The sequence below is a fragment of the Aliiroseovarius crassostreae genome (assembly GCF_001307765.1).
GTDB classification, from domain to species: domain Bacteria; phylum Pseudomonadota; class Alphaproteobacteria; order Rhodobacterales; family Rhodobacteraceae; genus Aliiroseovarius; species Aliiroseovarius crassostreae.
The window spans coordinates 117,568-142,511 of the sequence record NZ_LKBA01000004.1 but is presented as its reverse complement, the minus strand read 5'-3'; the positions used below and the strand labels follow the sequence as shown (position 1 = coordinate 142,511).

Annotated in this window: 23 protein-coding genes and 1 riboswitch; of the genes, 9 read left to right on the top strand and 14 right to left on the bottom strand. The window is 60.9% G+C overall.

Features of this window, described 5'->3' with window-relative positions:
- Position 1: 1 nt before the first annotated feature.
- Positions 2–1,774 carry a bifunctional molybdopterin-guanine dinucleotide biosynthesis adaptor protein MobB/molybdopterin molybdotransferase MoeA gene (locus AKJ29_RS02720; protein WP_074963637.1) on the top strand — a complete coding sequence of 591 codons (1,773 nt, stop codon included), beginning with the start codon at positions 2–4 and terminating at the stop codon, positions 1,772–1,774.
- A gap of 62 nt (positions 1,775–1,836) precedes the next feature.
- On the opposite strand, the gene smpB is transcribed toward AKJ29_RS02720, so the two are convergent.
- The 3 genes from smpB to dapA form a co-directional block, all read right to left on the bottom strand.
- Complete coding sequence (smpB, locus tag AKJ29_RS02715; RefSeq protein WP_055187703.1) at positions 1,837–2,322, bottom strand: SsrA-binding protein SmpB; 486 nt, start codon at positions 2,320–2,322, stop codon at positions 1,837–1,839.
- Between the two features lie 32 nt (positions 2,323–2,354).
- A complete protein-coding gene (tsaA, locus tag AKJ29_RS02710; protein WP_055187701.1) occupies positions 2,355–2,834 on the bottom strand; it encodes a tRNA (N6-threonylcarbamoyladenosine(37)-N6)-methyltransferase TrmO in 480 nt (159 codons plus the stop codon).
- Positions 2,835–2,971: 137 nt separating this feature from the next.
- Positions 2,972–3,847, bottom strand: a complete 876-nt coding sequence (gene dapA / locus AKJ29_RS02705; protein ID WP_055187698.1) for a 4-hydroxy-tetrahydrodipicolinate synthase — start codon at positions 3,845–3,847, stop codon at positions 2,972–2,974.
- 167 nt (positions 3,848–4,014) lie between these two features.
- On the opposite strand from dapA, the gene AKJ29_RS02700 reads away from it, so the two are divergent.
- Positions 4,015–5,940, top strand: a complete 1,926-nt coding sequence (locus AKJ29_RS02700; RefSeq protein ID WP_055187696.1) for a lytic transglycosylase domain-containing protein — start codon at positions 4,015–4,017, stop codon at positions 5,938–5,940.
- A gap of 210 nt (positions 5,941–6,150) precedes the next feature.
- Here AKJ29_RS02700 and AKJ29_RS02695 read toward each other — a convergent pair whose 3' ends face one another.
- Both AKJ29_RS02695 and mnmD read right to left on the bottom strand, forming a co-directional pair.
- Complete coding sequence (locus tag AKJ29_RS02695; protein WP_055187694.1) at positions 6,151–7,011, bottom strand: DMT family transporter; 861 nt, start codon at positions 7,009–7,011, stop codon at positions 6,151–6,153.
- A gap of 37 nt (positions 7,012–7,048) precedes the next feature.
- Entirely contained in the window at positions 7,049–7,726 is a 678-nt protein-coding gene (mnmD, locus tag AKJ29_RS02690; protein ID WP_055187692.1) for a tRNA (5-methylaminomethyl-2-thiouridine)(34)-methyltransferase MnmC2, read from the bottom strand.
- Between the two features lie 52 nt (positions 7,727–7,778).
- Here mnmD and AKJ29_RS02685 point away from each other — a divergent pair, with 52 nt between their 5' ends.
- Positions 7,779–8,819 (top strand): NAD(P)/FAD-dependent oxidoreductase, encoded by a 1,041-nt coding sequence (locus tag AKJ29_RS02685; protein ID WP_055188947.1) that lies wholly within the window; start codon positions 7,779–7,781, stop codon positions 8,817–8,819.
- Between the two features lie 33 nt (positions 8,820–8,852).
- Here AKJ29_RS02685 and AKJ29_RS02680 read toward each other — a convergent pair whose 3' ends face one another.
- A complete protein-coding gene (locus AKJ29_RS02680) occupies positions 8,853–9,599 on the bottom strand; it encodes an HTD2 family dehydratase (protein ID WP_409360015.1) in 747 nt (248 codons plus the stop codon).
- Between the two features lie 49 nt (positions 9,600–9,648).
- On the opposite strand from AKJ29_RS02680, the gene AKJ29_RS02675 reads away from it, so the two are divergent.
- Together AKJ29_RS02675 and AKJ29_RS02670 are read left to right on the top strand one after the other, a co-directional pair.
- A complete protein-coding gene (locus AKJ29_RS02675; protein WP_055187690.1) occupies positions 9,649–10,047 on the top strand; it encodes a VOC family protein in 399 nt (132 codons plus the stop codon).
- A gap of 61 nt (positions 10,048–10,108) precedes the next feature.
- Positions 10,109–10,642, top strand: coding sequence for an NADPH-dependent FMN reductase (locus tag AKJ29_RS02670; RefSeq protein ID WP_055187688.1), 534 nt, complete (start codon positions 10,109–10,111; stop codon positions 10,640–10,642).
- A 148-nt stretch (positions 10,643–10,790) separates the two neighbouring features.
- On the opposite strand, the gene AKJ29_RS02665 is transcribed toward AKJ29_RS02670, so the two are convergent.
- From AKJ29_RS02665 to AKJ29_RS02650, 4 genes are all read right to left on the bottom strand, one after another.
- Positions 10,791–11,135: a YciI family protein gene (locus tag AKJ29_RS02665; RefSeq protein WP_055187686.1), complete on the bottom strand. Its 345-nt coding sequence runs from the start codon at positions 11,133–11,135 to the stop codon at positions 10,791–10,793.
- A gap of 45 nt (positions 11,136–11,180) precedes the next feature.
- Positions 11,181–11,810 (bottom strand): cob(I)yrinic acid a,c-diamide adenosyltransferase, encoded by a 630-nt coding sequence (gene cobO, locus AKJ29_RS02660; RefSeq protein ID WP_055187685.1) that lies wholly within the window; start codon positions 11,808–11,810, stop codon positions 11,181–11,183.
- An 8-nt stretch (positions 11,811–11,818) separates the two neighbouring features.
- Complete coding sequence (locus tag AKJ29_RS02655; RefSeq protein WP_055187683.1) at positions 11,819–12,232, bottom strand: GFA family protein; 414 nt, start codon at positions 12,230–12,232, stop codon at positions 11,819–11,821.
- Positions 12,233–12,352: 120 nt separating this feature from the next.
- Positions 12,353–13,558 (bottom strand): TsoY family (seleno)protein, encoded by a 1,206-nt coding sequence (locus tag AKJ29_RS02650; protein ID WP_055187681.1) that lies wholly within the window; start codon positions 13,556–13,558, stop codon positions 12,353–12,355.
- 223 nt (positions 13,559–13,781) lie between these two features.
- Here AKJ29_RS02650 and AKJ29_RS02645 point away from each other — a divergent pair, with 223 nt between their 5' ends.
- Positions 13,782–14,225 (top strand): hypothetical protein, encoded by a 444-nt coding sequence (locus AKJ29_RS02645; RefSeq protein WP_055187679.1) that lies wholly within the window; start codon positions 13,782–13,784, stop codon positions 14,223–14,225.
- Positions 14,226–14,393: 168 nt separating this feature from the next.
- On the opposite strand, the gene AKJ29_RS02640 is transcribed toward AKJ29_RS02645, so the two are convergent.
- Both AKJ29_RS02640 and cobN read right to left on the bottom strand, forming a co-directional pair.
- Entirely contained in the window at positions 14,394–14,774 is a 381-nt protein-coding gene (locus AKJ29_RS02640) for a GNAT family N-acetyltransferase (protein WP_314732185.1), read from the bottom strand.
- 69 nt (positions 14,775–14,843) lie between these two features.
- Positions 14,844–18,542: a cobaltochelatase subunit CobN gene (gene cobN, locus AKJ29_RS02635; RefSeq protein ID WP_055187677.1), complete on the bottom strand. Its 3,699-nt coding sequence runs from the start codon at positions 18,540–18,542 to the stop codon at positions 14,844–14,846.
- A gap of 68 nt (positions 18,543–18,610) precedes the next feature.
- Between cobN and AKJ29_RS19830 the strand changes: the two genes are divergently transcribed.
- On the top strand, positions 18,611–18,787 hold the full coding sequence (locus AKJ29_RS19830; RefSeq protein WP_055187675.1) for a hypothetical protein: 177 nt from the start codon (positions 18,611–18,613) through the stop codon (positions 18,785–18,787).
- Positions 18,788–18,802: 15 nt separating this feature from the next.
- On the opposite strand, the gene AKJ29_RS02625 is transcribed toward AKJ29_RS19830, so the two are convergent.
- Positions 18,803–19,267, bottom strand: a complete 465-nt coding sequence (locus tag AKJ29_RS02625) for a GNAT family N-acetyltransferase (RefSeq protein WP_409360014.1) — start codon at positions 19,265–19,267, stop codon at positions 18,803–18,805.
- Entirely contained in the window at positions 19,264–20,373 is a 1,110-nt protein-coding gene (cobW, locus tag AKJ29_RS02620; protein ID WP_055187673.1) for a cobalamin biosynthesis protein CobW, read from the bottom strand. The genes AKJ29_RS02625 and cobW overlap by 4 nt, the downstream gene beginning before the upstream one ends.
- Before the next feature lie 39 nt (positions 20,374–20,412).
- Positions 20,413–20,629, bottom strand: a riboswitch (cobalamin riboswitch).
- 212 nt (positions 20,630–20,841) lie between these two features.
- Here cobW and smc point away from each other — a divergent pair.
- Both smc and AKJ29_RS02610 read left to right on the top strand, forming a co-directional pair.
- Complete coding sequence (smc, locus tag AKJ29_RS02615) at positions 20,842–24,297, top strand: chromosome segregation protein SMC (RefSeq protein WP_055187671.1); 3,456 nt, start codon at positions 20,842–20,844, stop codon at positions 24,295–24,297.
- A 124-nt stretch (positions 24,298–24,421) separates the two neighbouring features.
- Complete coding sequence (locus AKJ29_RS02610) at positions 24,422–24,892, top strand: YbjN domain-containing protein (protein WP_074963636.1); 471 nt, start codon at positions 24,422–24,424, stop codon at positions 24,890–24,892.
- The last annotated feature ends 52 nt before the right edge of the window (positions 24,893–24,944 follow it).

Sequence of the window (24,944 nt, the reverse complement as noted above, 5' to 3'; positions counted from 1 at the left end):
CATGCCCCCGATCTTTGGCGTCACAGGTTGGAAGAACTCCGGCAAAACCGGTCTGGTCGAGCGGCTGGTGGCCGAGTTCACCGCGCGCGGGCTTGTGGTCTCCACCATCAAACACACCCATCACGGGGTCGATCTGGAACGCCCCGGCACAGATACCCATCGCCATCGCCTTGCCGGTGCGCAGGAGGTGCTGCTCGCCAGTGACACCCGCATCGCCCAGCTGCACGAGTTGCGCGATACTCCCAAGCCGGATCTGCAGGCCCTGGTCAAGCGCCTTCGCCCCTGTGACCTCGTGCTGGTTGAAGGGTTCAAGTCGGCGAGCCACCCCAAGATCGAAGCCTGCCGGTCCGAAACCGGCCAGCCACTGATCGCTCGGGACACCCCCACCGTGCGCGCAGTGGCGGCTGACCACATACCACCTGATCTGCCCTGCCCGCTTTTTGATCTGGACGACACCAAAGCTATTGCCGATTTCATCGCCATGGAAACCGGCCTCTCCCCCCGGCCGACCCAGAAACCCTCCGGCCTCAAGGACGATTGTTTTGCCCTGCCCCCCGGTGTTCACTGGACCCCGGTGGAGGACGCACTCACCACGTTGCGGGATCGGATTGGCCCGGTCACAGACGTGGAAACCATTGCTACCGACAAGGCACGGGGCCGCATTCTGGCGCGCGACCACATGGCGATGCGCGCCAACCCACCCGGCGCAAACTCCGCCGTCGACGGCTATGGCTTTGCCCATGCCAGCCTGCCAACCCACACCCCCATCACCTTGCCACTGGTGGACGGGCGCGCCGCAGCGGGGGGGCCGTATGACGGTTCCGTGCCCCCCGGCAAAGCCATCCGCATTCTGACCGGCGCGCTTTTACCAGAGGGCGTGGATACAGTGGTGCTGCAAGAGGATGTGACGCTCAATGCGGGGACAGTCAGCTTCCCCTCTGCCCCCAAACCGGGGGCCAATGCCCGTGCAGCAGGCGAGGATGTGGACGCCGGTGATCTGGCGCTGCCAATCGGTCACAAACTGCGCGCACCGGATATCGCACTCCTCTCCGCACTTGGTCTGGCCAAGGTCGAGACCCGCAAACCACTGCGCGTGGGGGTCTTGTCAACCGGCGATGAACTCGCCGCCCCCGGCTCCACGATGGACGTGGCGCGCACCTATGATGCCAACCGCCCCATGCTCCTGTCCCTTGCCGAGACCTGGGGATACACACCGGTGGATCTTGGCCATGTTGCGGATGATCGTGGCGCTTTGCGCGCGGCTTTCGATGGTGGCGCCAAAAAGGCAGATGTGATCCTGACCTCAGGCGGGGCATCAGCAGGGGACGAGGATCACGTCTCGGCCCTTTTACGAGACACCGGATCGCTGCATCACTGGCGCATCGCAATCAAACCGGGACGCCCCCTGGCCCTGGCACAATGGAATGGCACGCCGGTCTTTGGCCTGCCGGGCAATCCGGTGGCCGCCCTTGTCACCACCTTGATCTTTGCCCGCCCCGCCTTTTCGGTGCTTGCCGGTGGGAAATGGCTCGATCCGATGCCCATCGCCCTACCCGCCGGTTTTGCCAAGAAGAAGAAGGCGGGGCGCCGCGAATACCTGCGCGCGCGCATTGGCGCCGATGGTCGGGTGGAGGCGTTCAAATCCGAGGGATCAGGCCGCATTTCGGGCCTCGCCTGGGCCACAGGGCTGGTGGAACTGTCGGATGATGCGCAGGACATCACCCCCGGCGATCTGGTCAGCTTCCTTCCCTATGCGGGGTTCGACCTCACCTGACCCTCATTTTCTGGTCAAAAATATCCCGGGGTGAGCGGTGAAACCGCGAGGGGCAGAGCCCCTCACTCCCCGTGACGCAGCAGGCGTTGTTTCTGGCGGCCCCAATCACGCTTGGCTTCGGTGGCGCGTTTGTCATGCGCCTTCTTACCTTTGGCGATGCCGATCTTCACCTTCACCAGCCCCTTGTGGTTGAAATACATGACCATCGGCACAAGGGTCATCCCCTCGCGCTGGGTGGCTTTCCACATCCGGGCAATCTCGCGCCGGGACGCCAGCAATTTGCGTTTGCGCCGCTCCAGATGGCCCCAGGTGATCGCCTGTTTGTAAGGCGCGATATAGGCGTTGGTCAGGTAAAGCTCGCCATCCTCAACCGCGGCATAGCTTTCGGCAATATTCGACCCACCGGTCCTGAGGGATTTCACCTCGGATCCTTGCAGGACAATCCCGCATTCGATGTCATCTTCAATCGCATAATCATACCGCGCACGGCGATTTTCCGCGATAACCTTGTAGTTGCCATCTTCTTTGGTAGGTTTTTTCTTAGCCATAAAGCGGATGTAGGGGCTGGCGCGCGCAGTGTCTAGCCCCCGGCGCTCTCCTGTGGCTGATCAATGCTGGCAATCCACGGTTTGATATCCACCACCGGGGTGCCATCGAAACAGTCGATCGCGTCGATGCCGATCCGTGCACCTTCCATCGACGTGATCTGGACCGTCGCCAGTGCAATCGGATTGGGCCGCACCGGTGAACGCAGCGAAAACACACCCCTAGGGCCATTTGTGTGGCGCGGGCATTGCACAATCAAATCGCGCCGCCCGCGATCCATCCAATACATCACGATGATATGCCGCCCAACCTCCAGACCTTGCAGCCCCTGCACATAGCGCGGGTCCAGTTCGATGGCGAACTCCCCACCCCGCTCCCGCGCACCGGAAATATTGCCGGGCGCGGAGCCCTTTTCCCACGGGCTGTGAACGCGCCCAATAAAGGCGACCGAGGGGCCGGCCTCGTCAGCCGGGTCAAATGGCAGGGCGATTTCACCTTCACGAATATCGGACATGGGGCACTCCTTTACCTGTCATCGCACCCTGCCACAGAGCCGCAGCAAGGAACAGGTGGCAACGGGAATCACAGTGGCGATCCCAACAAAAAAGGCGCCCCGATTGGAGCGCCTTTCGTCTGTGGTCACGAACCAGTTCAGCCCAGCAGGCCTGCATGGCGCATCGCATCGTCGATCAGCGCCTTGGTGCTGTCTTCCAGATCGGTCAGCGGGCTGCGCACATCCGGCCCGCACAGACCCAGTTTCGACAAACCGTATTTGGCGCCAACCAGACCGGGCTCAGTGAAAATCGCCTTGTGCAGAGGCATCAGCTTGTCGGCAATCTCCAGCGCCTGGGCATAGTCCCCCCGCAATGTTGCCGCCTGCATATCCGCACAGAGGCGCGGGGCAACGTTTGCCGTGACCGAGATGCAGCCCTGACCGCCCTGGGCATTGAACCCATGCGCCGTGGCGTCTTCTCCCGACAGCTGGCAGAAATCTGCCCCACAGGTCATACGCTGAAAGCTCACCCGCGCCAGATCGCCAGTGGCGTCTTTCACACCGATGATATTCGGATGGCTGGCAAGCTCCCCCATGGTTTCCGGGGTCATGTCCACCACCGAACGACCGGGAATGTTGTAGATCACGATCGGCAGATCCACCGCATCGGCCACCGCAAGATAGTGATGGATCAGCCCACGTTGGGTTGGTTTGTTGTAGTAAGGTGTGACCACCAGACCGGCACTGGCACCGACTCGCTTGGCGTGTTCCATGAAGCGCAGCGTTTCCACGGTATTGTTCGACCCCGCCCCGGCAATCACCGGCACACGGCCAGCGGCGGTTTCCACCACCGCTTCGATCACCGCTTCATGCTCTTCATGGCTCAGCGTGGGGCTTTCACCCGTCGTCCCAACCGGCACCAGACCGCTCGACCCTTCGTCGATCTGCCAGTTCACGATGCGTTTGAGCGCGTCAAAATCCACTGCGCCGTCCTTGAACGGCGTGACCAGGGCAGGAAGACTTCCTTTGAACATGACACGCTCCTTTGTTGTAGTCGTCAATTCACACGGGGCGTGGTTTCTGAATCGCCCCGCAAACGCGGCGGAAACTAGCCGGGTTCCGGTCAAATGCCAAGAATGTGTGTTGATCAGGCACGCTGCGACGCTAGGTTTTCGTCATGACTGCGCGAATTTACCACATAATGACGATCTTTCTGGTCCTTACATGGCTTCAGATCACACCGGCAACGGCCCAGGAGGCCACTTCTGTTCAGGCGTTGAAGGACGCCATTGCCCTTGCCCGCATGGACGATTGGCCCGCAGCCCGGGCGCGCGCCGTGGAGGGCGGACCGTTGGTGGCGGACATTGTCGAATGGCACCGCCTCAGGCAAGGTGAGGGAGAATTTTCTGATACGGTCGCGTTTCTCGACCGCCGCGCCGACTGGCCGGGGTTGAAACTCCTGCGCAAACGTTCGGAAAAAACCATCCCACGCGGGTCCGATCCAGAGAGAATCATCGCTTTCTTCGCCCCGCAGACCCCACAAACCGGCCGGGGGGCACTACGGCTGGCGGAAGCCCTGAATGCAAAGCAGCGCAAGGCGGAAATCGAGGTGATTTCAGATGCCTGGCGCAACCTGTCGATGGACGAAGACGAACACAACGCCTTTGTGAGCCGCTACGGCCAAACCCTGAGCGGGCTGCATTGGCAACGGACCGACAATATGCTCTGGCGTGGCAACAGCACCGATGCCACCCGGATGCTGCCACTGCTCAGCAGCGCAGAAGCCGCCCTGACCCGCGCCCGCATTGCGCTGCGTCGTGGTGAAAACGGGGTGGATGCTCTGATCGAAGCGGTGCCTGCCGCGTTGGCTAATGATCCGGGGCTGGCTTATGAGCGTTTCCTCTGGCGCGCCGTGAAAGGGCGCAACCAGGATGCCGCCGAGCTGTTGCTTGAGCGTTCAAAATCCATGGCCCTGCTGGGACAACCCGACCGTTGGGGCAGTTGGAGGCGGGTGCTTGCCCGTTGGTCCATGCGCGAAGGCAACGCCCGACAGGCCTATCAACTGGCCGCCCAGCACCAGCTCTCAGAAGGGGAGCATTACAATGATCTGGAATGGCTGGCAGGGTATATCGCCCTGCGCAAGCTGAACGACCCGGAAACCGCCCTTTATCATTTCAAACGGTTCCGCAGTGGCGTATTCACGCCGATCTCGCTGGGCCGCGCAGGGTATTGGATCGGCCGCACCTATGAAGCCATGGGCAAGTCCGCTAAAGCCCGGACTGCCTATACGGAGGGGGCGAAATATCAAACCAGCTTCTATGGCCAGCTTGCCGCTGAAAAGGCCGGTCTCCCCATGGACCCGGCACTGACCGGTCGGGAACGCCATCGGGATTTCACCAGTCAACCCTTCTGGAACACATCCGTCATGCAGGCCGCACGCCTGCTGCAAGCCGCAGGTGAGCTTTACTGGACAGAACGCTTCACCGTTCACCTGGCCGAACGTCTGAATCGGGATGAAATCGGCCATTTGACGGGGTGGGCTGAAAAAATGAGTGAACCCCATCTGCGCATCATGATTGCCAAATATGCCGCGCGGCAGGGATGGATCCTGCATCGGCCCTATTTCCCAACACCAGACATTGGACGGGGAAATGCGGGTGTGCCGCGCGCGCTGGAACTTGCCATTGCCCGCCGCGAAAGCGAATTTGATCCTGAGGTTGTCTCTGGCGTCGGCGCCCGCGGACTGATGCAACTGATGCCCGGCACGGCCAAAGACATGGCGAAACGCCTTGATCTGTCCTATTCGAAAGCACGCCTGACCGAGGACCCCGCCTACAACACACGGCTGGGATCTGAATACCTTGCCAAGCTGATCGAAGAGTTTGACGGCAATCCTGTGCTGATCGCGGTTGGCTATAACGCGGGACCAGGCCGGTCGCGCAGCTGGTCCGAACGGTTCGGTGATCCACGAGCACCCGAAACCGACATCGTCGACTGGATTGAGCACATCCCTTTCCGTGAGACCCGCAACTACGTGATGCGTGTCACCGAAAGCCTGGCCATCTACCGCGCCCGCCTGACCGGCAAGACCGCCCCCCTGCGCATCTCGAAAGAGCTGAAGCAATAGGGCATTTTGAAAAGCCCCGGAAACGTGCGGGGTTTGCAAAGCACATCAGGGGCTCTGCCCGGGATATTTCCAACCAGAAAATGGAGCCAGAAGCGCATTTTTCTTGTCCCAAATATCCTGGGGTGAGGGCCTGTGCAAAGCGCAGGTCCGAGGGGCAACGCCCCTTTTGGGTAGTAAAAGTCCCTACCCGGTCATGAGGAGATCATGTCTTTAACTGGCTGTACGGGCGCGCTGGAGCGTAAACACACCTGCAGCCACAACCACCACAGCACCGAAAATCACGTTCAGCTCGATCTGCTCATCAAAAACCGCAACCCCCAGAATGGCCACGAAAACAAGTTGCAGGTAAGCAAAAGGCTGGACCGCGCTGGCTTCGGCCACCTCATAGCATTTGATCAAGAGCCAATGCCCCAGCACTCCGCTCAGGCACAGCGTGCCCATCCAGATCCAGTCCCCCCGGCTCATTGGTTCCCAGAACCCGGCACCAATCACTGTCATCACCACCGCACCTGTCACACCGGTCCAGAAAAAACTGGTTTGGGTGCTGTCAAACCGCGCCACATACCGGGTGAGCAGACCGTAAAGTGCAAACATGCCTGCCCCCAGAAGCGGCACCACAGCCGCAGGTGCAAAGACGCCAAACCCCGGCTTCAGGATGATCAATATGCCCAGGAACCCTACCCCGATCGCCGCCCAGCGCCGCCAGCCCACACGCTCTCCCAGCACCGGACCGGACAGCGCCGCGACCAGCAGCGGGTAACAGGCAAAAACCGCGTGACTTTCCACCAGGCCCAGCAACGTGAAAGCCAGAACCGTCACGCAGATTTCCAACGCCAACAGGGCGCCGCGGAAGACTTGCAGAAAGGGTTTGTTTGGTTTCAGCACTCGGTGAAGGCCACCTGACCGCCGCGTCAGCCACACCACAAAGCCTGCAAAAAACCAATAGCGGATCATCACCACCATCCAGACATTATATTCCCCGGCCAGATGGCGCGAAATCCCGTCCTGCAACGCAAACACGAAGGTTGTGGCCACCATCAGCCATATCCCCAATCGGGTGTTTTGTTCCATGCTGGCCCCGCTTACGCGTTTTGTGGTCTTACGATGATCAGAGGCGCAGTGCCCCCCGGCTCATATGCCGTTTTCGCCCATAACCGGGCGAGCGTTCCACGGCAAACCCCGCCGCGTCTAGGGCGCGACGAACAAAACCTGCTGCTGTATATGTCGCAAACGTGCCATTCGGGTTGGTATGACGCGCCACGTCTGCCATCAGCTCCTCTCCCCACAGTTCCGGGTTTTTCGCAGGGGAAAACCCATCGAGGAACCAGGCATCCGCGCCACCGGACCAGCGCGAAAGCTCTTCGCGCGCATCCCCTTCGATCACCTCGACCACAAGCCCGTGAACATCAAAAACCCGTTTGCCCTGCCCCCAGGCCGTAAGAAACGGATCTGCAAGGGCGCGCGCCTCGGGAAAGGCCTCCAGCGCGCGCGCGATGTCTTCGACGGCCATCGGATAGGCTTCAAACGAGGTGAAACGCGTATGTTCAGGCGCCCCAGCCCCCTGCCAGGCCATCACCGTGGCCAGCATATTCAACCCGGTGCCAAACCCCAGTTCGGCGATGTGAAATCCCGGCCGGAACCGTGCGGGCAGGTCGTTTCCCGCCAAAAACACATGGCGTGTTTCATCCAGCCCATTCTCGAGGCTGAAATACGGGTCATCAAACCGGGTCGCCACCGGGATCGCCCCGTCTTTCCATTCAAGCTCTGCTGTCTGGTCCTGTTTCATCTGATCGCCTATGAGGGGGGTAACTGCGCGACAATGAGGAAGGATGCTCACTTTGGCAACAGTTGATGTGACGGTGATGGGGGCGGGTGTGTTCGGACTGAGCACAGCCTTTGCCTGCGCCCTGCGCGGGGCGAAGGTGCGGGTGATTGAGCGCACCGGGATTGGGGCGGGCTGTTCTGGCGGTGTGGTTGGGATGTTGGCCCCGCATGCGCCGGAAAACTGGAACGACATCAAGGAATTTCAGTTTCAAAGCCTGATCATGGCCGAAAACTTCTGGCAGCAAGCGACAGAACTGTCCGGCCTGCCGACCGGCTATGGTCGCGTCGGGCGCCTGCAACCCATTGACACCGAACGGGGATTGGAACTGGCCCGCGAACGGGCCGAAACAGCGCGCAGCTGTTGGCAGGGGAAAGCCACATGGATGGTCAAGGTCGCCCCGCAGGACGGCTGGTCGCCGCGCTCTGAAACCGGGCTGGTAATCCACGACACACTCAGCGCGCGCATTCACCCACGCTCTGCCTGTGATGCCCTTTCGGGCGCAATCCGGGCCCTTGGGGGCGAGGTGGTGATTGGTGATGCCCCGAGGGAGGGGAAGCTGGTCTGGGCCACCGGGCTGGCGGGACTTCAGGCCTTGTCGGCCGAGCGCGAAAAGCAGGTCGGAAACGGGGTCAAGGGACAGGCAGCTTTGCTTGGGCTGGATGCGCGCGGCATGGCACAGATTGCCGCGGGACCGGTGCTGATCGTGCCCCATGACAACGGAACGGTGGCCGTCGGATCCACCTCTGAGCGCGACTATGTTTCAGCAGACGAGACCGACGAACAGCTTGACGAGATCTTGCTGAAAGCCGCCGAGGTACTGCCTGTTCTGCGCGCCGCTCCTATCATCGAACGCTGGGCGGGCCTGCGCCCGCGCGCCCGTTCACGCGCGCCGATGCTGGGGCAATGGCCCGGGCGTGAAGGGGAGTTCATCGTCAATGGCGGCTTCAAGATCGGCTTTGGCATGGCGCCGAACGTGGCCGATGTCATGGCAGATCTCATACTGGATGAGGCCGACAGGGTGCCGGAGCGGTTCCGGGTCGAGGCAAGCCTTTAAATCCCGGCTTCGGCCAACATGCACAACCGGCCATCATGCCCCCGCACCCACAGCACCTGCCCCTTGCGTATGCATCACCGGGGACATGGCACGGAACCGAAAGCTCGCAAGCGGGCCAAGCTCGCGGGTTGCCTTGAGCATCAGGAGCTGCGCCAGCAGCGGACCATGCACCACCAGGCCGTCATACCCTTCGACCTCACGGGCATAATCGAGATCATAATGGATCCGGTGCCCATTGAATGTCAGGGCCGAATAGCGAAACAGCAGGGTCGAGGAAAATCGCCAGCTTTCGGCACTTTCCTCATCCTCGGCGGCGGGTTGCGGGTTGGGTTTCGGGGCGTCCGGCGAAGGGTCTTCGCGATATACCAGATCCTGCCATTCGGTCACCTTGAGGTCATGCCCCTGATAAATCTCATGCCGCAAAGTGACAAACCCAAGCGGACCGCTGCGCCCTTCCTTCTGGTCCGTGCTTTCTACAATGGTGGTTTTGCGCGCCTCTTCCCCGGCCTGAAGCGGGGCGTGAAAGGCAAGTCGCCCACCGGCCCACATGCGACGCGGCAGACCCATATCCGGGAGCAGCCCCCCCACGCGGGGATGGCCGTCACGACCAAGATGAGAAGGCGGCTGCGCATCCCAGAAATAAAGCTGGTGAAAGAACGGGGGCAAAGGATCCCCTGCCGTCGGGGTCGGGCCAAGATCCAGCGCCGTGAACAGTGCCGCGGCCCGGGCTGGATCCATTTGATCAGCAAAGGTGTTTTGGGTGTCGGGGTGCTCTTGCATCGGGGCGGCCCTCCTGTCAGCCTGTGTGTATCCAGCCGGAGAAGACCAGATGCCCACCGTGTCCACTTTAGATCACCTTGTCCTGACCGTGACGAACCTGCAAGACACGATCCGGTTTTACGAGGATGTCATGGGGATGCGGGCGGTGTCGTTTCACCCGGCGGATGGCAGCACAAGGTGGGCCTTGTGTTTTGGCCGTCAGAAAATCAACCTTCATCCTGCGGACAGGCCTTTTGATCCCAAGGCCGCGGCCCCTGCCCCGGGGTCAGCGGATCTTTGTTTCCTGTCGGATCGGGATTTGGCGGAGTGGCAAGCTCATCTGGAGCAGATGGCAATCCCTGTTGAAGAGGGCCCCGTGCGGCGCAGTGGCGCGACCGGACCAATCCTGTCACTCTATCTGCGCGACCCGGATGGCAATCTGATCGAAGTCGCCAACACGCTGGGCTGAGGCTGGGCTTGATCTGGCGCGCATATGCCGCAAGGATCAGCCTGCAAAACAGGAGAGTGGTATGGGTGTAACGTTACTAGGCTTACCCGGAGCACTGCGCAGCGGGTCGACGAACCGGATGCTTTTGCGCGAAGCGGCGCGGGTGTTTGGGGAATGCGATTTCATCGAAGCGGATCTGAACCTGCCACTTTACGATGGGGATCTGGAAGAGGCTCAGGGGATCCCGGCCTCGGTGGTTGTGCTGACCGAGCAGATCAGGTCTGCGGATGCGGTCCTGATCTCGACCCCGGAATATAACAAAATGCTGAGCGGCGTTCTGAAAAACGCATTGGATTGGGTCAGCCGGACCCGGCCCCAACCCTGGATGGGCAAACCGGTTGTCGTGATGTCAGCCGCCAGCGGCCGGGCGGGTGGCGAACGCGCGCAGGCCTCGCTGGTCGCAGCCATGACACCCTTTCAGCCTCGTCTGATACTTGGGCCGGAAATTGCCGTGGCGGGCAGTCGGGAAGAGTTTGACGATGGCGGGCGACTGGTCAGTGCGCGATATGAAAAGAACCTGACCGCGCTGATGACCAAGCTGCGGGACGCGATCTGACCGCAAGGTGCTCCCGCGCCCTTTCTTGCTTTGGTTGGCAGGTTGGTCGACAGGCTTGGGGGGCCTCCGGCGGGAGTATTTGAACCAAGGGGAAAGTGTGAAGAGCGGTGGGGCCCGGTCCCCCCGGCCCCACCCCACCCAGACCTGTTCAGGTCGTGGTCTTTGGAGGCGCCGGAAGCTCAACCATTTGTGCTAGCTGCAAGTTTCCGATTTCACAAAAGGGGCAGTCGCCGGCAATGGTTTTGGCAGTTTCCAGATCCGGGGCCTCAAGGATAGAATATCCCATCATGGAGCCTGCAAACCCTTCCTGTGCGCCATCTTCCGATATGGTCCATTGCGGCCCCAATGGCTGCATTGGCACAAGCAAAACGGCCGCATGTTTCTGCATCCACTGTTGAAACCGCGCCTGCCGTTGAGATTGGACATCCGGATCAGACCCGGCCAGTTCAGCCCCGGTCTGACCCATGTGATAGGCCATGTAAAACCTTGGCATGGCGTTTCCTTTTCATATCCAGCGGGCGCGCGCCCCAAAGGCAGATCAGTATTCGACGCCGATCTGCGCTTTGATGCCCGAACGGAACGGGTGTTTTACCAGTTCCATTTCGGTCACGAGATCAGCCAGTTCGATCACCTCATCCGCGGCATTGCGCCCGGTCAGAACCACATGGGTCATCTCGGGTTTTTCCTCGTCAAGGAAGGTGGCGACCTCAGCGGCATCCACATAGCCATAACGGATGGCAATATTGATCTCATCCAGAAGCACCATCGTGTTGGCAGGGTCGCGGATCAGCTCCTTGGATTTTTCCCACGCGGCCTGAGCCATTTCAGTGTCCCGGGTCTTGTCCTGGGTTTCCCAGGTAAAGCCTTCGCCCATGGTGTGAAATTCGCAGATATCGCCAAATTTTGCGGTGATCAGATCCCGCTCGCCGCAATCCATGCCACCTTTGATGAACTGCACCACGGCGCATTTCATGTCATGGGCGATACAGCGGAAGATCATACCAAACGCGGCCGAGCTTTTGCCCTTGCCCTTGCCGGTATGCACAATCACCAGCCCCTTCTTGTCGGTCTTGGTGGCCATAATCTTGTCACGTGCGGCCTTTTTCTTGGCCATTTTCATTGCGTGACGTTCAGGATCAACAGGGGGTTTTGCGGGTTTGTCAGTCATGTGTTTCCTCAAAGCAGTTCGGAGGTGAGCAGGTGGCGGGGCAGGTCATCTGCCGGGCTTGCCCAGGGCAGAATTTCATCATGATGCACATGCGCGGTTGGCGCAAACAGCGTTGGATCTGCAAGGGCACAGGCGAGCGCATAGAACTGTCCGGGATAGTGGCTGCCCTCAAAGCCCAGGGCGGACCCGCAGGTTGGGCAGAAAAACCGCTGCACACCGGGGGAGCTTTCGTAACGGGCAGGGCGCGCACCGGTCCAGCGCCATTGCCCGTTTTTCAATCCCATGAACCCAACACTCGCCGCACCGGTTGCGCGGCGACAGCTGTCGCAATGGCACACCACCTGCAAGAACGGCGCACCATGAAAGGCAAAGCCGCATTTGCCACACAGGCATTGTCCGGTGATGTCATCAAGTTGGGGCATTGCGCTCACAAATCTGATCCTTCGCCTTGCCACTGTCACGGTTTGGGGCGGGGAATGCAAGCGTGCGAAAGGCAAAACGGGCACCCGAAGGAGCGCCCGCCAGCCAGTTCTTTGGTCCGGTCACTCCGCCGGTTGCGCAACAGCCTGACTGCGGTCGAAATGCTGTTTGTTCAGGCGCAGCACCAGAGCGATCATTGCAAATTGCAGCACAAGGGCAATGGCGGTTCCGCCCCAGTAGAGCGCCGAGAACTTGTCCAGCACACCCGCTTTCACCAGCCCCGCATTCAGGAAGAAATGCGTCAACACCGACAGCGCCACACCGGGGCAGACAAGGGCATAGGAGCCGGGCGACGTCTCAGCCCCGAAAACGAAGCTTTTCCAATATCCCTGACGGGCAAGCACGGCCAGGCCCAGCAGGGCAAACAGCAGCTGAATGGTCAGGAGGCGGGCAAGAAACACCATGGTTTCTGCCGGGGTCACATGAACATTGAACGTCTCATGCAAGCCATGGGTCTGACGCATGAACATGATGCCCAGAACCGTCAGGATCGGGATCACGATCATCAGGGTCGGCGCACTTTCTTTCGAGGTGCCGTAATGCAGCATCGAGTTGAATGCGGTGACCAGCGCGACCAGAGCGTAAACGATTGCGGCGGTTCCGAAAAATGTCGACCCAACCAAAGAAATTGCCACAACGGCGGCGGTATGGCTCATCGCGGCCGGGGCGGCAAAACCCACCGCCACCATCGACAGTGCAAACGCAGGCAGCATCTGGGCAAAACTGTTATGCGCGGTCACATCGAACACGCCCCCCTTGGTCAACACGCGGCCCAGGAAATCCCCAATATAGGCAAGCGCGACAATCCCAATGGCGAGAAAGGCCAGCATGGCCAGGGGAAACAGATATTCGACGATGCTCCACAATCCGGGGACAAAAACCAGCCCCGCCACAAACATGCCGTTGACTGACATGGCGAGCGCCAGCGGCATCGCCAGAATGGTGGTTTCGCCATTGGAGCTTTTCAGCGCTGCGTAAGCGTCGGTTTTCTTGAACGCCGAGAATTGGTTGAGGTTCCAGACCAGATATTTCAGGTTCAGAAACACCATGGCAGCGATCCCTGCCCACGCAGCGATCACAGCAATTTTCAATCCCATCGACCCCGATTGCATCACTGCAATCAGGTCTTCGAAGATCGGCACCGGACGGTCCTTATGTGGCACCCAGAACATCAGATACATGAAGAAGGTCACCGACAGACCTCCGGCCCCGACCGAGGCCAGAAAGTAGAGTGGATTGTATTTGTCAGCTGGGCGGGAGAGTTGCATGGCGCGATTCCTTTTCGCTTACATATTCACGTTTACGAATATGTTTAACCCGAGTCTCCCGCCTTGGCAAGTGACAAGCGGTCGCAACATCAAAGACGCTGCCGGTATCAGATTTTACCGGTAAGAATTCAGCGGATGCTCCATTGTTTGCTCGTTGCTTAACCATTGATTAACCAAAACCACCGACGCTATCCCCATCGACACCTCCGCCACGAGCACCGCCATGCCCCTTCGTCCACTCTCTCTGCTGCCCATTGCCCTATCCGCCCTGCTCGCAGGGTGTGACAGTCCCAGCCCGGAGTTTCGCAGCAAGGACACCAGGACATATGAGGCCACCGTGCAGGGGGCCACGTTCAAAATCCATCGGCGCGAGGATTGGGTGGAAAGCTACCGGGTGAATTTCGAAGCCCTGCCCAGCGTGTCTTCGGTCCTGCGACGTGCCAAGATCGCCATCGAACAAAGCACCGGATGCCCCATTCGAGAGGGAAGCCTGAGCGGGGATCAGGGCATTCAGCGCGCCCAGTTGAATTGCAACAGAGACCTGCCTCCGGTGCCCCCTCCGATCCGTGTAGATCTGGATTGCGAACTGCAGGATGAATGGAGCGCGGATGAAGATCGCGTGGTTTTGCAAAATATCGAATGCACCCCCATTGCGGCACGGCAATGATCTGACCCCACATCCGGCCAAGCATCCGCGCCACACTTTGGGTTGCTCCCGCTGTGAGCTGATCCTGTTTTTGCGCCTGTTTCAGGCGCTCCCCGGGATATTTTTTACCAGAAAGTAAACAGGGGGCATCCCGCGCGCGCTCTGCGCCGAGCCCTCATCCAAGCCACGTCAGGGAGTGAGACGTTTTTCGAAACTCAGGGAGGTTGGGCGGTCAAAGCCGGGGTGGGATGATGCCCCAACCTCGTCAAATCCAAGGGCGCGGAACGCTTTATGGTTCTGGCTGAGCTCCACGCGGGTTTTCAATCGCAGGCAGGGTTTGCCCAACGCGATGGCGCGGATGCCGGCCTGCTCCACCAGTTTGCGGGCGAGCCCTTTCCCCCGCACCCTGACACTCACCGCCAGTTTGCTGAGATAAAGCGCGTCGGGAAGCGGCGTCAGAAACAGGCAGGCGGCGCGGTTGATCACCCAGACCTCCCCTTCCGCTATCTGCCTTTCGACATCCGCGCCCCATTCGGTGCATGGAGCTTGGCGGATCAATGCGCCCGTCATGCTCGGCAAACACGCGCTGGATCAATTCGAGGATCCATTTGGCGTCTTCTGCCGTGGCAAGGCGGGGTGTCATGCCGATGTCCCGCCAAGCTCATCCAATGAGGCGCGGGCCGAGTTGGAGCGCGGCTGCCAGAGGCCCCGATCCATCGCTTCCTTAAGGCGTTCAAGGATCTCTTGCAGCGCCGGGGCGTTGTGTTCCTGAATGAATTCCCGCGTGTCGTCATCTTCGATGAAAGCGGCATGCACGAGGTCGAAATGGTGACTGCGAACCGCGCCTGTGGTGGCGGCAAAGGCAAACATGTAATCCACCGTGGCGGCGATTTCGAACGCGCCTTTATAGCCGTGGCGCTTCACCCCTTCGATCCATTTGGGGTTCACCACTCGGGATCGCACCACCCGGCCGATTTCGTCTTCCAGCGTGCGGATGACCGGTCGTTCCGGGCGGGAGTGATCATTGTGATAGATCGGTCGGTCTTTGCCTTGGAGCGTGGAGACGGCGGCGGCGGCACCGCCTTCGAACTGGTAATAATCGTCGCTGTCCAGAAGATCGTGTTCACGATTGTCCTGGTTTTGCACAATCGCCTCGGTCTGGCTCAGACGTTGCTCAAACCCTGCACGGTCACGCTCCCCTTCGGTGGCAGCGCCATAGGCATAGCCCCCCCATTCGAGATAGGCATCCGCCAGATCAGCCTTGTCAGCCCAAAGCCGCTCGTCAATCATCGCCTGAAGCCCCGCCCCATAGGCACCGGGTTTCGATCCATAGACGCGGTGGGCGCTTTCGCCTGCCCGCACCCGAGCAGCCGCCGGGTTCATGTCGTCAGGTTCTTCCTGCCCCTGCACGGCCCGTGCGGCACTGTCGTAAAGCGCGATGAGTTGCGGGAAGGCGTCGCGGAAGAAACCCGATACGCGCAGCGTCACATCCACGCGGGGGCGACCGAGAGCAGTCACCGGGATCACTTCAAACCCGGTCACGCGACGATTGGCGCTATCCCATTTCGGCTTCACCCCCATAAGGGCCATTGCCTGCGCGATGTCGTCTCCTCCAGTGCGCATATTTGCCGTCCCCCAGGCGGTGACCAGCATGGTGCGTGGCCAATCCCCATGGGTTTGCAGATGTTTGTCAATGAGCAGGTTGGCGGATTTCCAGCCCAGCGCCCAGGCGGTGGGCGTCGGCACCGCGCGGCTATCGACCGAAAAGAAGTTGCGCCCGGTCGGAAGCGTGTCCAGACGGCCCCGCGTGGGCGCGCCGGAGGGCGCAGGGGCGACGAACTGCCCCTTGAGGGCGGTGAGAAGCCCCTCTCCTTCTGCCGGACCGCAGGCGCGCACGGCAGGCAGAACCACCCCATGCAATGTTTCCAGCACCGGGCGGGTGGCGTTGAAATGCGCAGGGGTCTCGGACCATCCAACGGCAAGCTGCGCAAGTTTCTCCAGCCGCTCCACCGTGTCACCATTGTTGCGCCAGGGGGCCGTGTCCGCCGCTTGCAGGAACTTGTGACGCGGCCCCTCATAAGCAGCGGCCATATCGCAATCAAGCGGGTCGATATCGACGCCACAATCCGCAGCGAGCGCCCGGATCAGGGACGCATCCCCCGCTTTTCCTTCCCCACGCGGCACGCGCAGCAGGGCAATTGCCAGATCGCGCTCAAGCTCCCCCAACGGTGATTGTCCAAAGACATGCAAACCATCGCGGATCTGCGCTTCTTTCAACTCGCACAGATAGGCGTCAAGCTTGGCCAGATCGCTTTCCTCATCCTCACCGGTGAGGCCCGCATCCTGATCCAGCCCGGTGACGGAGGTAAGCGACAGGATCTCGCGTTTGAGGTGGTCAATCCGGCGCGGGTCCACGCCGGCGGCCTCGTAATACTCATCGACCAGCGCCTCAAGATCACGCAGCGGACCATAGCTTTCGGCGCGTGTGAGCGGCGGGGTCAGGTGGTCGATGATCACCGCCTGTGCGCGGCGCTTGGCCTGGGTGCCTTCGCCGGGGTCATTGACAATAAACGGATAGACATGTGGCAGCGGGCCAAAGATGGCCTCGGGCCAGCATTCCTCGGAAAGCGCCACGGATTTTCCGGGCAGCCATTCAAGGTTCCCGTGCTTGCCCATATGCACAATCGCGTGGGCCTGATGCTGGTGGCGCAGCCAGAAATAGAAGGCGAGGTAGTTGTGTGGCGGGACCAGATCGGGCGAGTGATAGGTTTCAGTCGGGTCGATATTATAGCCGCGCGCAGGCTGCACACCGACGACGACATTTCCATATTCCAACACCGAAAGTGCAAAGCCCCCCTCGTAAAACGGGTCATTTTCCGGGGTGCCCCAACGGGTTTCCACCGCTTCGCGCAACGCCCATGGGAGGGCTTTGTAATGGGTCAGGTAATCCTCAAGCGACAGGCGCACACCGCCTGTCCGTTCCGCCCGATCCACCAGCCAGTTGGTGGGGCCTGCCATGACAGATTGCATCAGGGCATCGCTGTCGGCGGGCGCATTCGTGACCGTATAACCCTCATCCGCAAGCAATCCCAGCGCGTGGACCACGGCGGCGGGGGTATCAAGGCCAACACCATTGGCCAGGCGCCCGTCCTTGTTTGGATAGTTTGCCATGATCAGCGCAACTTTGCGCGCGCCTGCCTCAGCCCGGCGCAGACGTGCCCAGCCCGCGGCAAGTTCTGCCACAAACTGCACCCGGTCCCCCCGCGCGCGGTAGGTCGCGATGGGGCATTCCGTCGCCTCGTCGAAAAACGCCTCCCCCTTGAAGGAAATCGCACGCGACAGGATACGGCCATCCACTTCGGGCAGCGCCACGTTCATGGCGATGTCACGGGCAGACAGGCCCGCAAGCCCCTCTTCCCATGCGGCCTCACCGGACGCGGCCAGCACCACCTGAAAGATCGGAGCGTCATTGCAGAAGGGCGCGGCCAGCGGGTTGGTATTCTTATGCGCTTCATCCTGATGGGGCGAGCCCACGGCAAATGACGTGCAGTTCAGGATCACATCTGGCGCGGCCTGGGTGAACAGGCTTTCCAGTGTCGCCACTGAAACCGGATCTTTCAGGGACGCCACAAAGATCGGCAACGGGTTCAGCCCCTGCCGCAAAAGCGATTTCACCAGACGATTGATCGGGTTCAGCCCCGCCCCCTGCACCAACGCCCGATAGAAGACAACAGGCACCACCGGCGCCCCCTCGCTCCACGCGGCCTGTGCAGCGGCAAGGTCGGACACGCCCGCACCGGGCCAATAGACCCCGGCCCGCAACAGCGGCTTGGCGGCCTCTGGTTTCTCAGCCCCGTCCAGCATCGCTTTGGCATAATCGAGAAAGAGTGTGCAGTTCTGCGGTCCACCCTCCACCAGATAAGCCCAGAGCGCATCGTAATCTTCGTCCGACACGGTGGACAACGCCCGCAGTTCAGCATCGGGTTTGTCATCGCCGGGCAGAAGCACCAGCGGGACCCCCGCCTCGCGCAAACGCGCGGAATATTGCTCGGCACCATATTTCCAATAGCCCACGCCGCCCAGCACGCGGGCAATCACCAGCCGGGACTTGGACGCGCAATCATCAATATGCAGATCCACAGACATGGGATGGGTGAGGTGCATCATGTTGCCAAGGCGCAGGCTCGGCGGGGCCTCCATCGCGGATCGCGCCTCCGACAGGCCCGCAAGCTCGGTATCTGCGGCCGAGATTACCACCAGATCGGCGGGTGTCTGGCCCAGATCGACCGCTTCTTTGCCGTCATCAATTGCGCCCGGTGTCGCTGCGAGAAGATGCATGATCCGCCTCTTGCTTGTATGATGTCACGTGATCGGGCATGACACCCGAAAATCAGAAAGGTTCAGCCATGGATTACAAAGCCGCCGGAGCGCCCAAACCCGCCAAGGGTGCGCCCCGCCACCGCGAACATAACGAACGTGGCAGCGAGAAAAACCCCTATCAGCGCAAAGACCAGAAGGCAGAGCTTCTGGCCCGGATGAAAGCGGCAGCCAATAAGCAGGCTGCGACGGAGGGCGGGAAATAATCCCGCCCATCACGATCAGAGCGGTTTTTCCATGAAAATGGAGCTGGCCGCGTCGGGATAGTCGCCAAAGGGGCCACATCGGGTGAACCCCGCGCATTCATAAAGCCTGTGCGCTGCGTGCAGCACATTGCCGGTCTCAAGCTTCATTGCCTGATGCCCCTTGGCACGCGCAGTGGCTTCAAGCTGCGAAAGCAACGCCTCTCCCACCCCTTTGCCACGGGCATCGGGCGAGACGAACATGGATTTCACCTCGCCATACGTTCCCTTATCCGCAATTGCCCCGGTGCCGAGGATCCGCGCGCCTTCACGCGCCACGAAAAACGAAATCTCGGGCGCACAAAGATCGTCGATCTCCAGAAAGAAATTGTCCTCCGGCGGGAACAGCTCCTCCATCAGCGCATGGCTGGCCTTAAGCAACGTCGTGGCCTCCGGGTGATGTGGATCACCCGGTTCAATTCGGAGGGGAACGTCGATGTTCACGCCGAAAGGGCCTCTTCGATCGCGGCGCGATCAAGGCCGGACTGGCCGATTACCACAAGGCGGGTTTCGCGCCTGTCCGCCCCAAACGGCTGATCAAAATAGGTGTCAACGCGGGGCCCGACCGCCTGCAATGTCAGGCGCATCGGCTTGCCTTCCACCGCAGCAAATCCCTTCAGACGCAGGATGTTGTTCGACCGGATCACATCGGCGACCTTCTCGGCAAAGGCCTTCGGGTCCGCCACTTCGCCACGGGTCACGACAAAGCTTTCAAACGCATCATGGTCGTGGTGATGGTGGTGATCATCATGGTGGTGGTCATCCTCGTGATCATGGTCATGATCGTGATCATGATCATCATCGTGGTCGTGGTGATGATGGCCTTTTTCGTGCAGCGACAGGCGGGCGTCCATGTCATCTTCGGCCCCCATGCCCTGCCCCAGCAGCACCTCAACCGGCAACGCCCCCATGATCGAGCGCACAACCTGCACCCCATCGCGGCTTTCGGCGGCCAGTTTGCCAACCAGCGCGTCAGCCTCGGCATCCCCCAGCAGGTCGGCCTTGTTCACGACGATCATGTCGGCGCAGGTCACCTGATCCTTGAACAGCTCTGACAACGGCGTTTCATGATCCAGGTTGTCATCCATCTTGCGCTGCGCTTCGACCGCATCAAGGTTGGATGCGAACTGCCCGTCCGACACCGCCTTGCCATCCACAACTGTCACAACACCGTCCACAGTCACGCGGGTAGAGATTTCCGGCCACTGGAACGCGCGCACCAAAGGTTGTGGCAGGGCCAGCCCCGAGGTTTCGATCACGATGTGGTCCGGCGGGGTTTCACGGTCCAACAGTTTCTCCAGCGTCGGAATGAAATCTTCGGCCACCGTGCAGCAGATGCACCCGTTCGACAGCTCCATGATATCGTCTTCGGTGCAGGTCTCGTCTCCGCACCCCTTGAGGATGTCACCATCGACGCCCAGATCACCAAATTCGTTGATGATCAGCGCGATGCGTTTGCCATTGGCATTGTCGAGCATATGGCGGATCAGGGTGGTTTTCCCTGCGCCCAGGAAACCGGTCACAACAGTGGCGGGAATTTTGGTCAGCATCTTTTGTCTCTACTCTGTTGCCCGTCCTCCCCGACGGGACATGAAAAGTCGCATATGGCAGGTCTCCTGGCTTGCGGATCTCGGCATGGCGTCACCTTCCCAGCGTTCCCGCCAGTGGCATATCAACGCCTGCGCTCCGCCTACAGTCGCGGGGGCGGCTGTCGATTTGGACCCCGACTTGGGTCGCCCGCACGACATTCCCTTTTCTCCCTGGAACATCGGTATGCGCCGGGAAACCATATCCGCCCGTTCTGCCGTGCAAGACCAGTTTTCGTCAAGAAGGATTGCGACCGCAACGGGCCTGCAAACGGCAGAAAGGGGGCACGCCCGAACAAAGCAAAACCAATATCTTGTGGATAACTCCCCCTTCCCGACCAGATTTTGGCCCGTTTCAGGTGGGACCCGTTGACAGACCCCCGCCGCACACGAACACTCACTTCACCCGAGAATCAATTTGAGGCAGGCCGCTTGCGGTTTTCAAAACTACGTCTGAACGGCTTTAAAAGCTTTGTTGACCCGACCGATCTGGTGATTGCAGACGGGCTGACCGGCGTGGTCGGGCCAAATGGCTGTGGCAAATCGAACCTGCTTGAGGCCCTGCGCTGGGTGATGGGGGAAAACCGCCCCACCGCGATGCGTGGCGGCGGAATGGAGGACGTGATCTTTGCCGGGGCTGCCACCCGGCCTGCGCGCAACTTCGCCGAGGTCTCACTGCAACTCGACAATTCCGAACGGCTTGCGCCCTCCGGGTTCAACGACAGTGACAATCTGGAAATCATCCGGCGCATCACCCGCGATGCCGGATCCGCCTACAAGGTCAATGGCAAGGATGTCCGTGCGCGGGACGTGCAGATGCTGTTTGCAGACGCCTCCACCGGCGCCCACTCACCTGCCCTGGTGCGGCAGGGGCAGATTTCCGAACTGATCAACGCCAAACCCAAGGCACGCCGCCGCATCCTGGAAGAGGCCGCTGGCATTTCAGGTCTCTACCAGCGCCGTCACGAGGCGGAGTTGAAGCTCAAGGGCACTGAAACAAACCTCGCCCGCGTCGAGGACGTGCTTGAGCAGCTCGCCACACAGCTGGCGCAGCTGGCCCGACAGGCCCGACAGGCCCAGCGGTACCGCACCATTGGCGATGACCTGCGCCGCGCCGAGGGGCTGCTTTTGTATCGGCGCTGGAAAGAGGCCGACCTGGCCCGTCACGAGGCGGAAGAGATCCTGACCGAGCGGTTGAAACAGGCCGGTCAGGCAGAACTCTACGCCCGCAAGGCCACCAAGGACCGCGAAGAAGCTGAGGCCGCCCTGCCCGCCCTGCGCGAGGAAGAGGCCATGGCCGCCGCGATCCTCAGCCGTCTGACCATCAGCCGCGATCAGCTCTCCGACCAAGTGGCACAGGCCCTTGAACGCATTCAACTCCTGACCGGTCGCATTGAGCAACTGGGCAAGGATATCGACCGCGAGGCCGGGTTGAACCGCGATGCTGGCGAGACAATTGAACGGCTGGAATGGGAGCAGGAACAGCTCCGCAAAGCGTCGGAAGGGCAGGATGATGCCCTTGCTCAGGCCATGGATCAGGCCCGCGAAAGCGCCGCCATCCTGCAAGAGCGCGAAGGCGATCTGTCGCAACTGACCGAGGATGTGGCCCGCCTTGCCGCCCGCCACCAATCCGCCCACCGGTTGCGCGATGACAATCAGAAAACGCTGGAGAAAAGCGAGGCCGAGGCCGCGCGCGCGCAAGAGGCCGTCACCCTTGCCCAAGAGGCCGTCACCCGCGCTGCGGAAGATTTTGAACTGGCACAAGCCGCCGCCGAAACGGCCGCCGAAAACGCAGAAGAGGCCGAGGCCGCCCTGGCTGCTGCGGATGAGGCGCGCACCGAAGCGCAATCGCGCGAGGCCGATGCCCGGGCTGCACGCTCTTCTGCCGAGGGCGAGGTCAACGCGCTTCATGCCGAAGTGTCCGCCCTCGCGCGTCTGGTCGAACGGGACGCCGCCGAAGGGGCGCAGCTTCTGGATCAACTGCGGGTGCAATCGGGATATGAAAAGGCATTGGGCGCGGCCCTGTCAGATGATTTGCGCGCACCCGAGGTGGGGGCGGATGCCGCGTCTGGCTGGACCACGCTACCGGCGTATCCACAGGCACAGCCCCTGCCCGAGGGTGTGAAATCTCTGGCAAATTACGTGACCGCCCCACAGGTTCTGACACGCCGGATCGGGCAGATCGGCCTGTGTGAACCAGAAGATGCCGCGCGGCTACAGGAAGCACTGAAACCCGGTCAGCGGCTGGTGTCGCTGGAGGGGGATCTGTGGCGCTGGGATGGCTACCGCGCAGGGGCGGAGGACCAGCCTTCGACCGCCGCCCTGCGGCTGGAACAGCTCAACCGGCTGCAAAAACTGAAGCAGGACCTCGAAGAGGCCTCGGCGCGTGCAGAAGGCGCGCGGGCGGCCCACGAAGCCCTGAAGACAATGCTGTCAGATGCGGCTGAGGCCGACAAACGCGCCCGCGACGCGCGCCGTGATGCCGACCGCGCCATGTCCGATGCGGGCCGCGCATTGTCGCGCGCCGAAGCGGACCGCAATATCGCGGAAGGCAAACTGGAAAATATGGGGCTTGCCGTGCGTCGCCACGAAGAGGAAGCCCTAGCCGCCCGCACCCGCCTGATGGAAGCGGAAAAAGCGGTGGCGGGTCTTGGCGATCTTGAAGCTGCCCGTGCCGGAGTGGAACAGGTCAAAATGGCCGTTGAAGCCGCGCGGATGACTATGATGGCAAAGCGGTCCGCCCAGGACGAATTGCGTCGCGAAGGTGAGGCACGCCTCAAGCGCAGCCAGGAAATCACCAAGGAGATCTCGGGCTGGCGGCATCGCCTGGACACGGCGGAACGCCGCATCGCCGAGTTGGAAGAACGCAAGCTGGCAAGCGAAGAGGAACTGGAGGAGGCGCAGGCCGCCCCGGAAGAGCTGGCGATCGAGCGCGAGGAACTGACCGAGCAGATCGAAACCGCCGAGGAGCGCCGCAAATCCGCCGCCGACAAGCTCGCTGAGGCGGAAACCAGCGAACGCAGTGCCGCCAATCTCGAGCGCGATGCCGAGCGACTGGCCGGTGAAGCGCGGGAACACCGCGCCGCAGCCGAGGCACGCGCGCAGGCCGCGCGCGAGACCGTGATCCACGCTGCCGAACGGATCGAAGACGACATGGAGACCACGCCGCAGGCCCTGCTTGAACAATTGGATGCGGACCCGGAAAAAATGCCCTCGTCCGAACAGATCGAACATGATGTGAACCGCCTGAAACGCCAACGCGATGCCCTTGGCGCGGTCAATCTGCGCGCCGAAGAGGATGCGCGCGAGGTGCAGGAAGAACACGATACTCTTTTGAAAGAAAAGACAGATCTGGAAGAGGCAATCAAGAAGCTGCGCACGGGCATTGCCAGCCTGAACAAAGAGGGGCGCGAGCGCCTGCTGACCGCATTTGAAGAGGTGAACGGCAGCTTCTCGACCCTGTTTACCCATCTGTTCGGTGGCGGAGAGGCCAAGCTGGTGCTGGTTGAAAGCGATGATCCGCTGGATGCGGGGCTGGAGATCATGTGTCAGCCACCGGGCAAGAAACTGTCGACCCTCAGCCTGCTATCTGGGGGGGAACAGACCCTCACTGCGATTGCACTGATCTTTGCGGTCTTCCTGGCCAACCCGGCCCCGATCTGTGTGCTGGACGAGGTGGACGCACCGCTGGACGACGCCAATGTCACCCGGTTCTGCGATCTTCTGGACGAGATGACCCGACGCACCGACACGCGCTTTCTGACCATTACCCACCACGCGGTCACCATGAGCCGCATGGACCGCCTGTTTGGTGTGACCATGGCGGAACAGGGTGTCAGCCAGCTGGTCAGTGTTGATCTGAAAAAGGCCGAGGAGATGGTGGCCTGACCCCAGGGTCTTTCCGGCTTGCATTGCATCTGCCCCGCGGATTTCCGAGTGCGTTTCGCGCCAAGCTTATGTTGCAAGCTTGGCGCGAAACGCTTTAGGTTGTCGGAAAATACAGGAGGTTCAGATGACAATGAGTAAATTGATTTGCGCAATTGCTTTGGCAGCTTTCACTGCAGGCGGCGCGCTGGCACAAAACATCACCGCCGCAGACCCGCAATCCTTGATGAATTTCTTTGCAGACGAGGGCGCCCCCGCCAAGCTGGATGTCGACAATGTTGGCGATCCGCTGATTGAAATGAAGCATTATGGCACCGAATTCGCGGTTTATTTTTATGGCTGTGACGATGGCAAATCCTGCGACGCCATCCAGTTTTTCTCCGGCTATTCCACTGACGGGAAAACCCCCATCGCCACCATCAATGTCTGGAACCGTGAAAACCGATATGGTCGTGCCTATCTGACCGATGAGGGCAATGCGCGTGTGGAATATGACGTCTACACCGGCGCGGACGGCATCACCCGCGAGGACTTTGCCGAAGTTTTCGAAATGTGGCTGAGCGTGATGGGCCAGTTTGAAAAACACATCGACTGGTAAGACACCCGATCCAGAACAAAAGGCCCGGCAATGCGACCGGGGCTTTTTATTG

Coding starts and splice junctions, on each gene's coding strand:
- AKJ29_RS02720 (WP_074963637.1), top strand. CDS start 2: ATGCCCCCGATCTTTGGCGTCACAGGTTGGAAGAACTCCGGCAAAACC.
- smpB (WP_055187703.1), bottom strand. CDS start 2,322: ATGGCTAAGAAAAAACCTACCAAAGAAGATGGCAACTACAAGGTTATC.
- tsaA (WP_055187701.1), bottom strand. CDS start 2,834: ATGTCCGATATTCGTGAAGGTGAAATCGCCCTGCCATTTGACCCGGCT.
- dapA (WP_055187698.1), bottom strand. CDS start 3,847: ATGTTCAAAGGAAGTCTTCCTGCCCTGGTCACGCCGTTCAAGGACGGC.
- AKJ29_RS02700 (WP_055187696.1), top strand. CDS start 4,015: ATGACGATCTTTCTGGTCCTTACATGGCTTCAGATCACACCGGCAACG.
- AKJ29_RS02695 (WP_055187694.1), bottom strand. CDS start 7,011: ATGGAACAAAACACCCGATTGGGGATATGGCTGATGGTGGCCACAACC.
- mnmD (WP_055187692.1), bottom strand. CDS start 7,726: ATGAAACAGGACCAGACAGCAGAGCTTGAATGGAAAGACGGGGCGATC.
- AKJ29_RS02680 (WP_409360015.1), bottom strand. CDS start 9,599: ATGCAAGAGCACCCCGACACCCAAAACACCTTTGCTGATCAAATGGAT.
- AKJ29_RS02675 (WP_055187690.1), top strand. CDS start 9,649: ATGCCCACCGTGTCCACTTTAGATCACCTTGTCCTGACCGTGACGAAC.
- AKJ29_RS02670 (WP_055187688.1), top strand. CDS start 10,109: ATGGGTGTAACGTTACTAGGCTTACCCGGAGCACTGCGCAGCGGGTCG.
- AKJ29_RS02665 (WP_055187686.1), bottom strand. CDS start 11,135: ATGCCAAGGTTTTACATGGCCTATCACATGGGTCAGACCGGGGCTGAA.
- cobO (WP_055187685.1), bottom strand. CDS start 11,810: ATGACTGACAAACCCGCAAAACCCCCTGTTGATCCTGAACGTCACGCA.
- AKJ29_RS02655 (WP_055187683.1), bottom strand. CDS start 12,232: ATGCCCCAACTTGATGACATCACCGGACAATGCCTGTGTGGCAAATGC.
- AKJ29_RS02650 (WP_055187681.1), bottom strand. CDS start 13,558: ATGCAACTCTCCCGCCCAGCTGACAAATACAATCCACTCTACTTTCTG.
- AKJ29_RS02645 (WP_055187679.1), top strand. CDS start 13,782: ATGCCCCTTCGTCCACTCTCTCTGCTGCCCATTGCCCTATCCGCCCTG.
- AKJ29_RS02640 (WP_314732185.1), bottom strand. CDS start 14,774: ATGACGGGCGCATTGATCCGCCAAGCTCCATGCACCGAATGGGGCGCG.
- cobN (WP_055187677.1), bottom strand. CDS start 18,542: ATGCATCTTCTCGCAGCGACACCGGGCGCAATTGATGACGGCAAAGAA.
- AKJ29_RS19830 (WP_055187675.1), top strand. CDS start 18,611: ATGGATTACAAAGCCGCCGGAGCGCCCAAACCCGCCAAGGGTGCGCCC.
- cobW (WP_055187673.1), bottom strand. CDS start 20,373: ATGCTGACCAAAATTCCCGCCACTGTTGTGACCGGTTTCCTGGGCGCA.
- AKJ29_RS02610 (WP_074963636.1), top strand. CDS start 24,422: ATGACAATGAGTAAATTGATTTGCGCAATTGCTTTGGCAGCTTTCACT.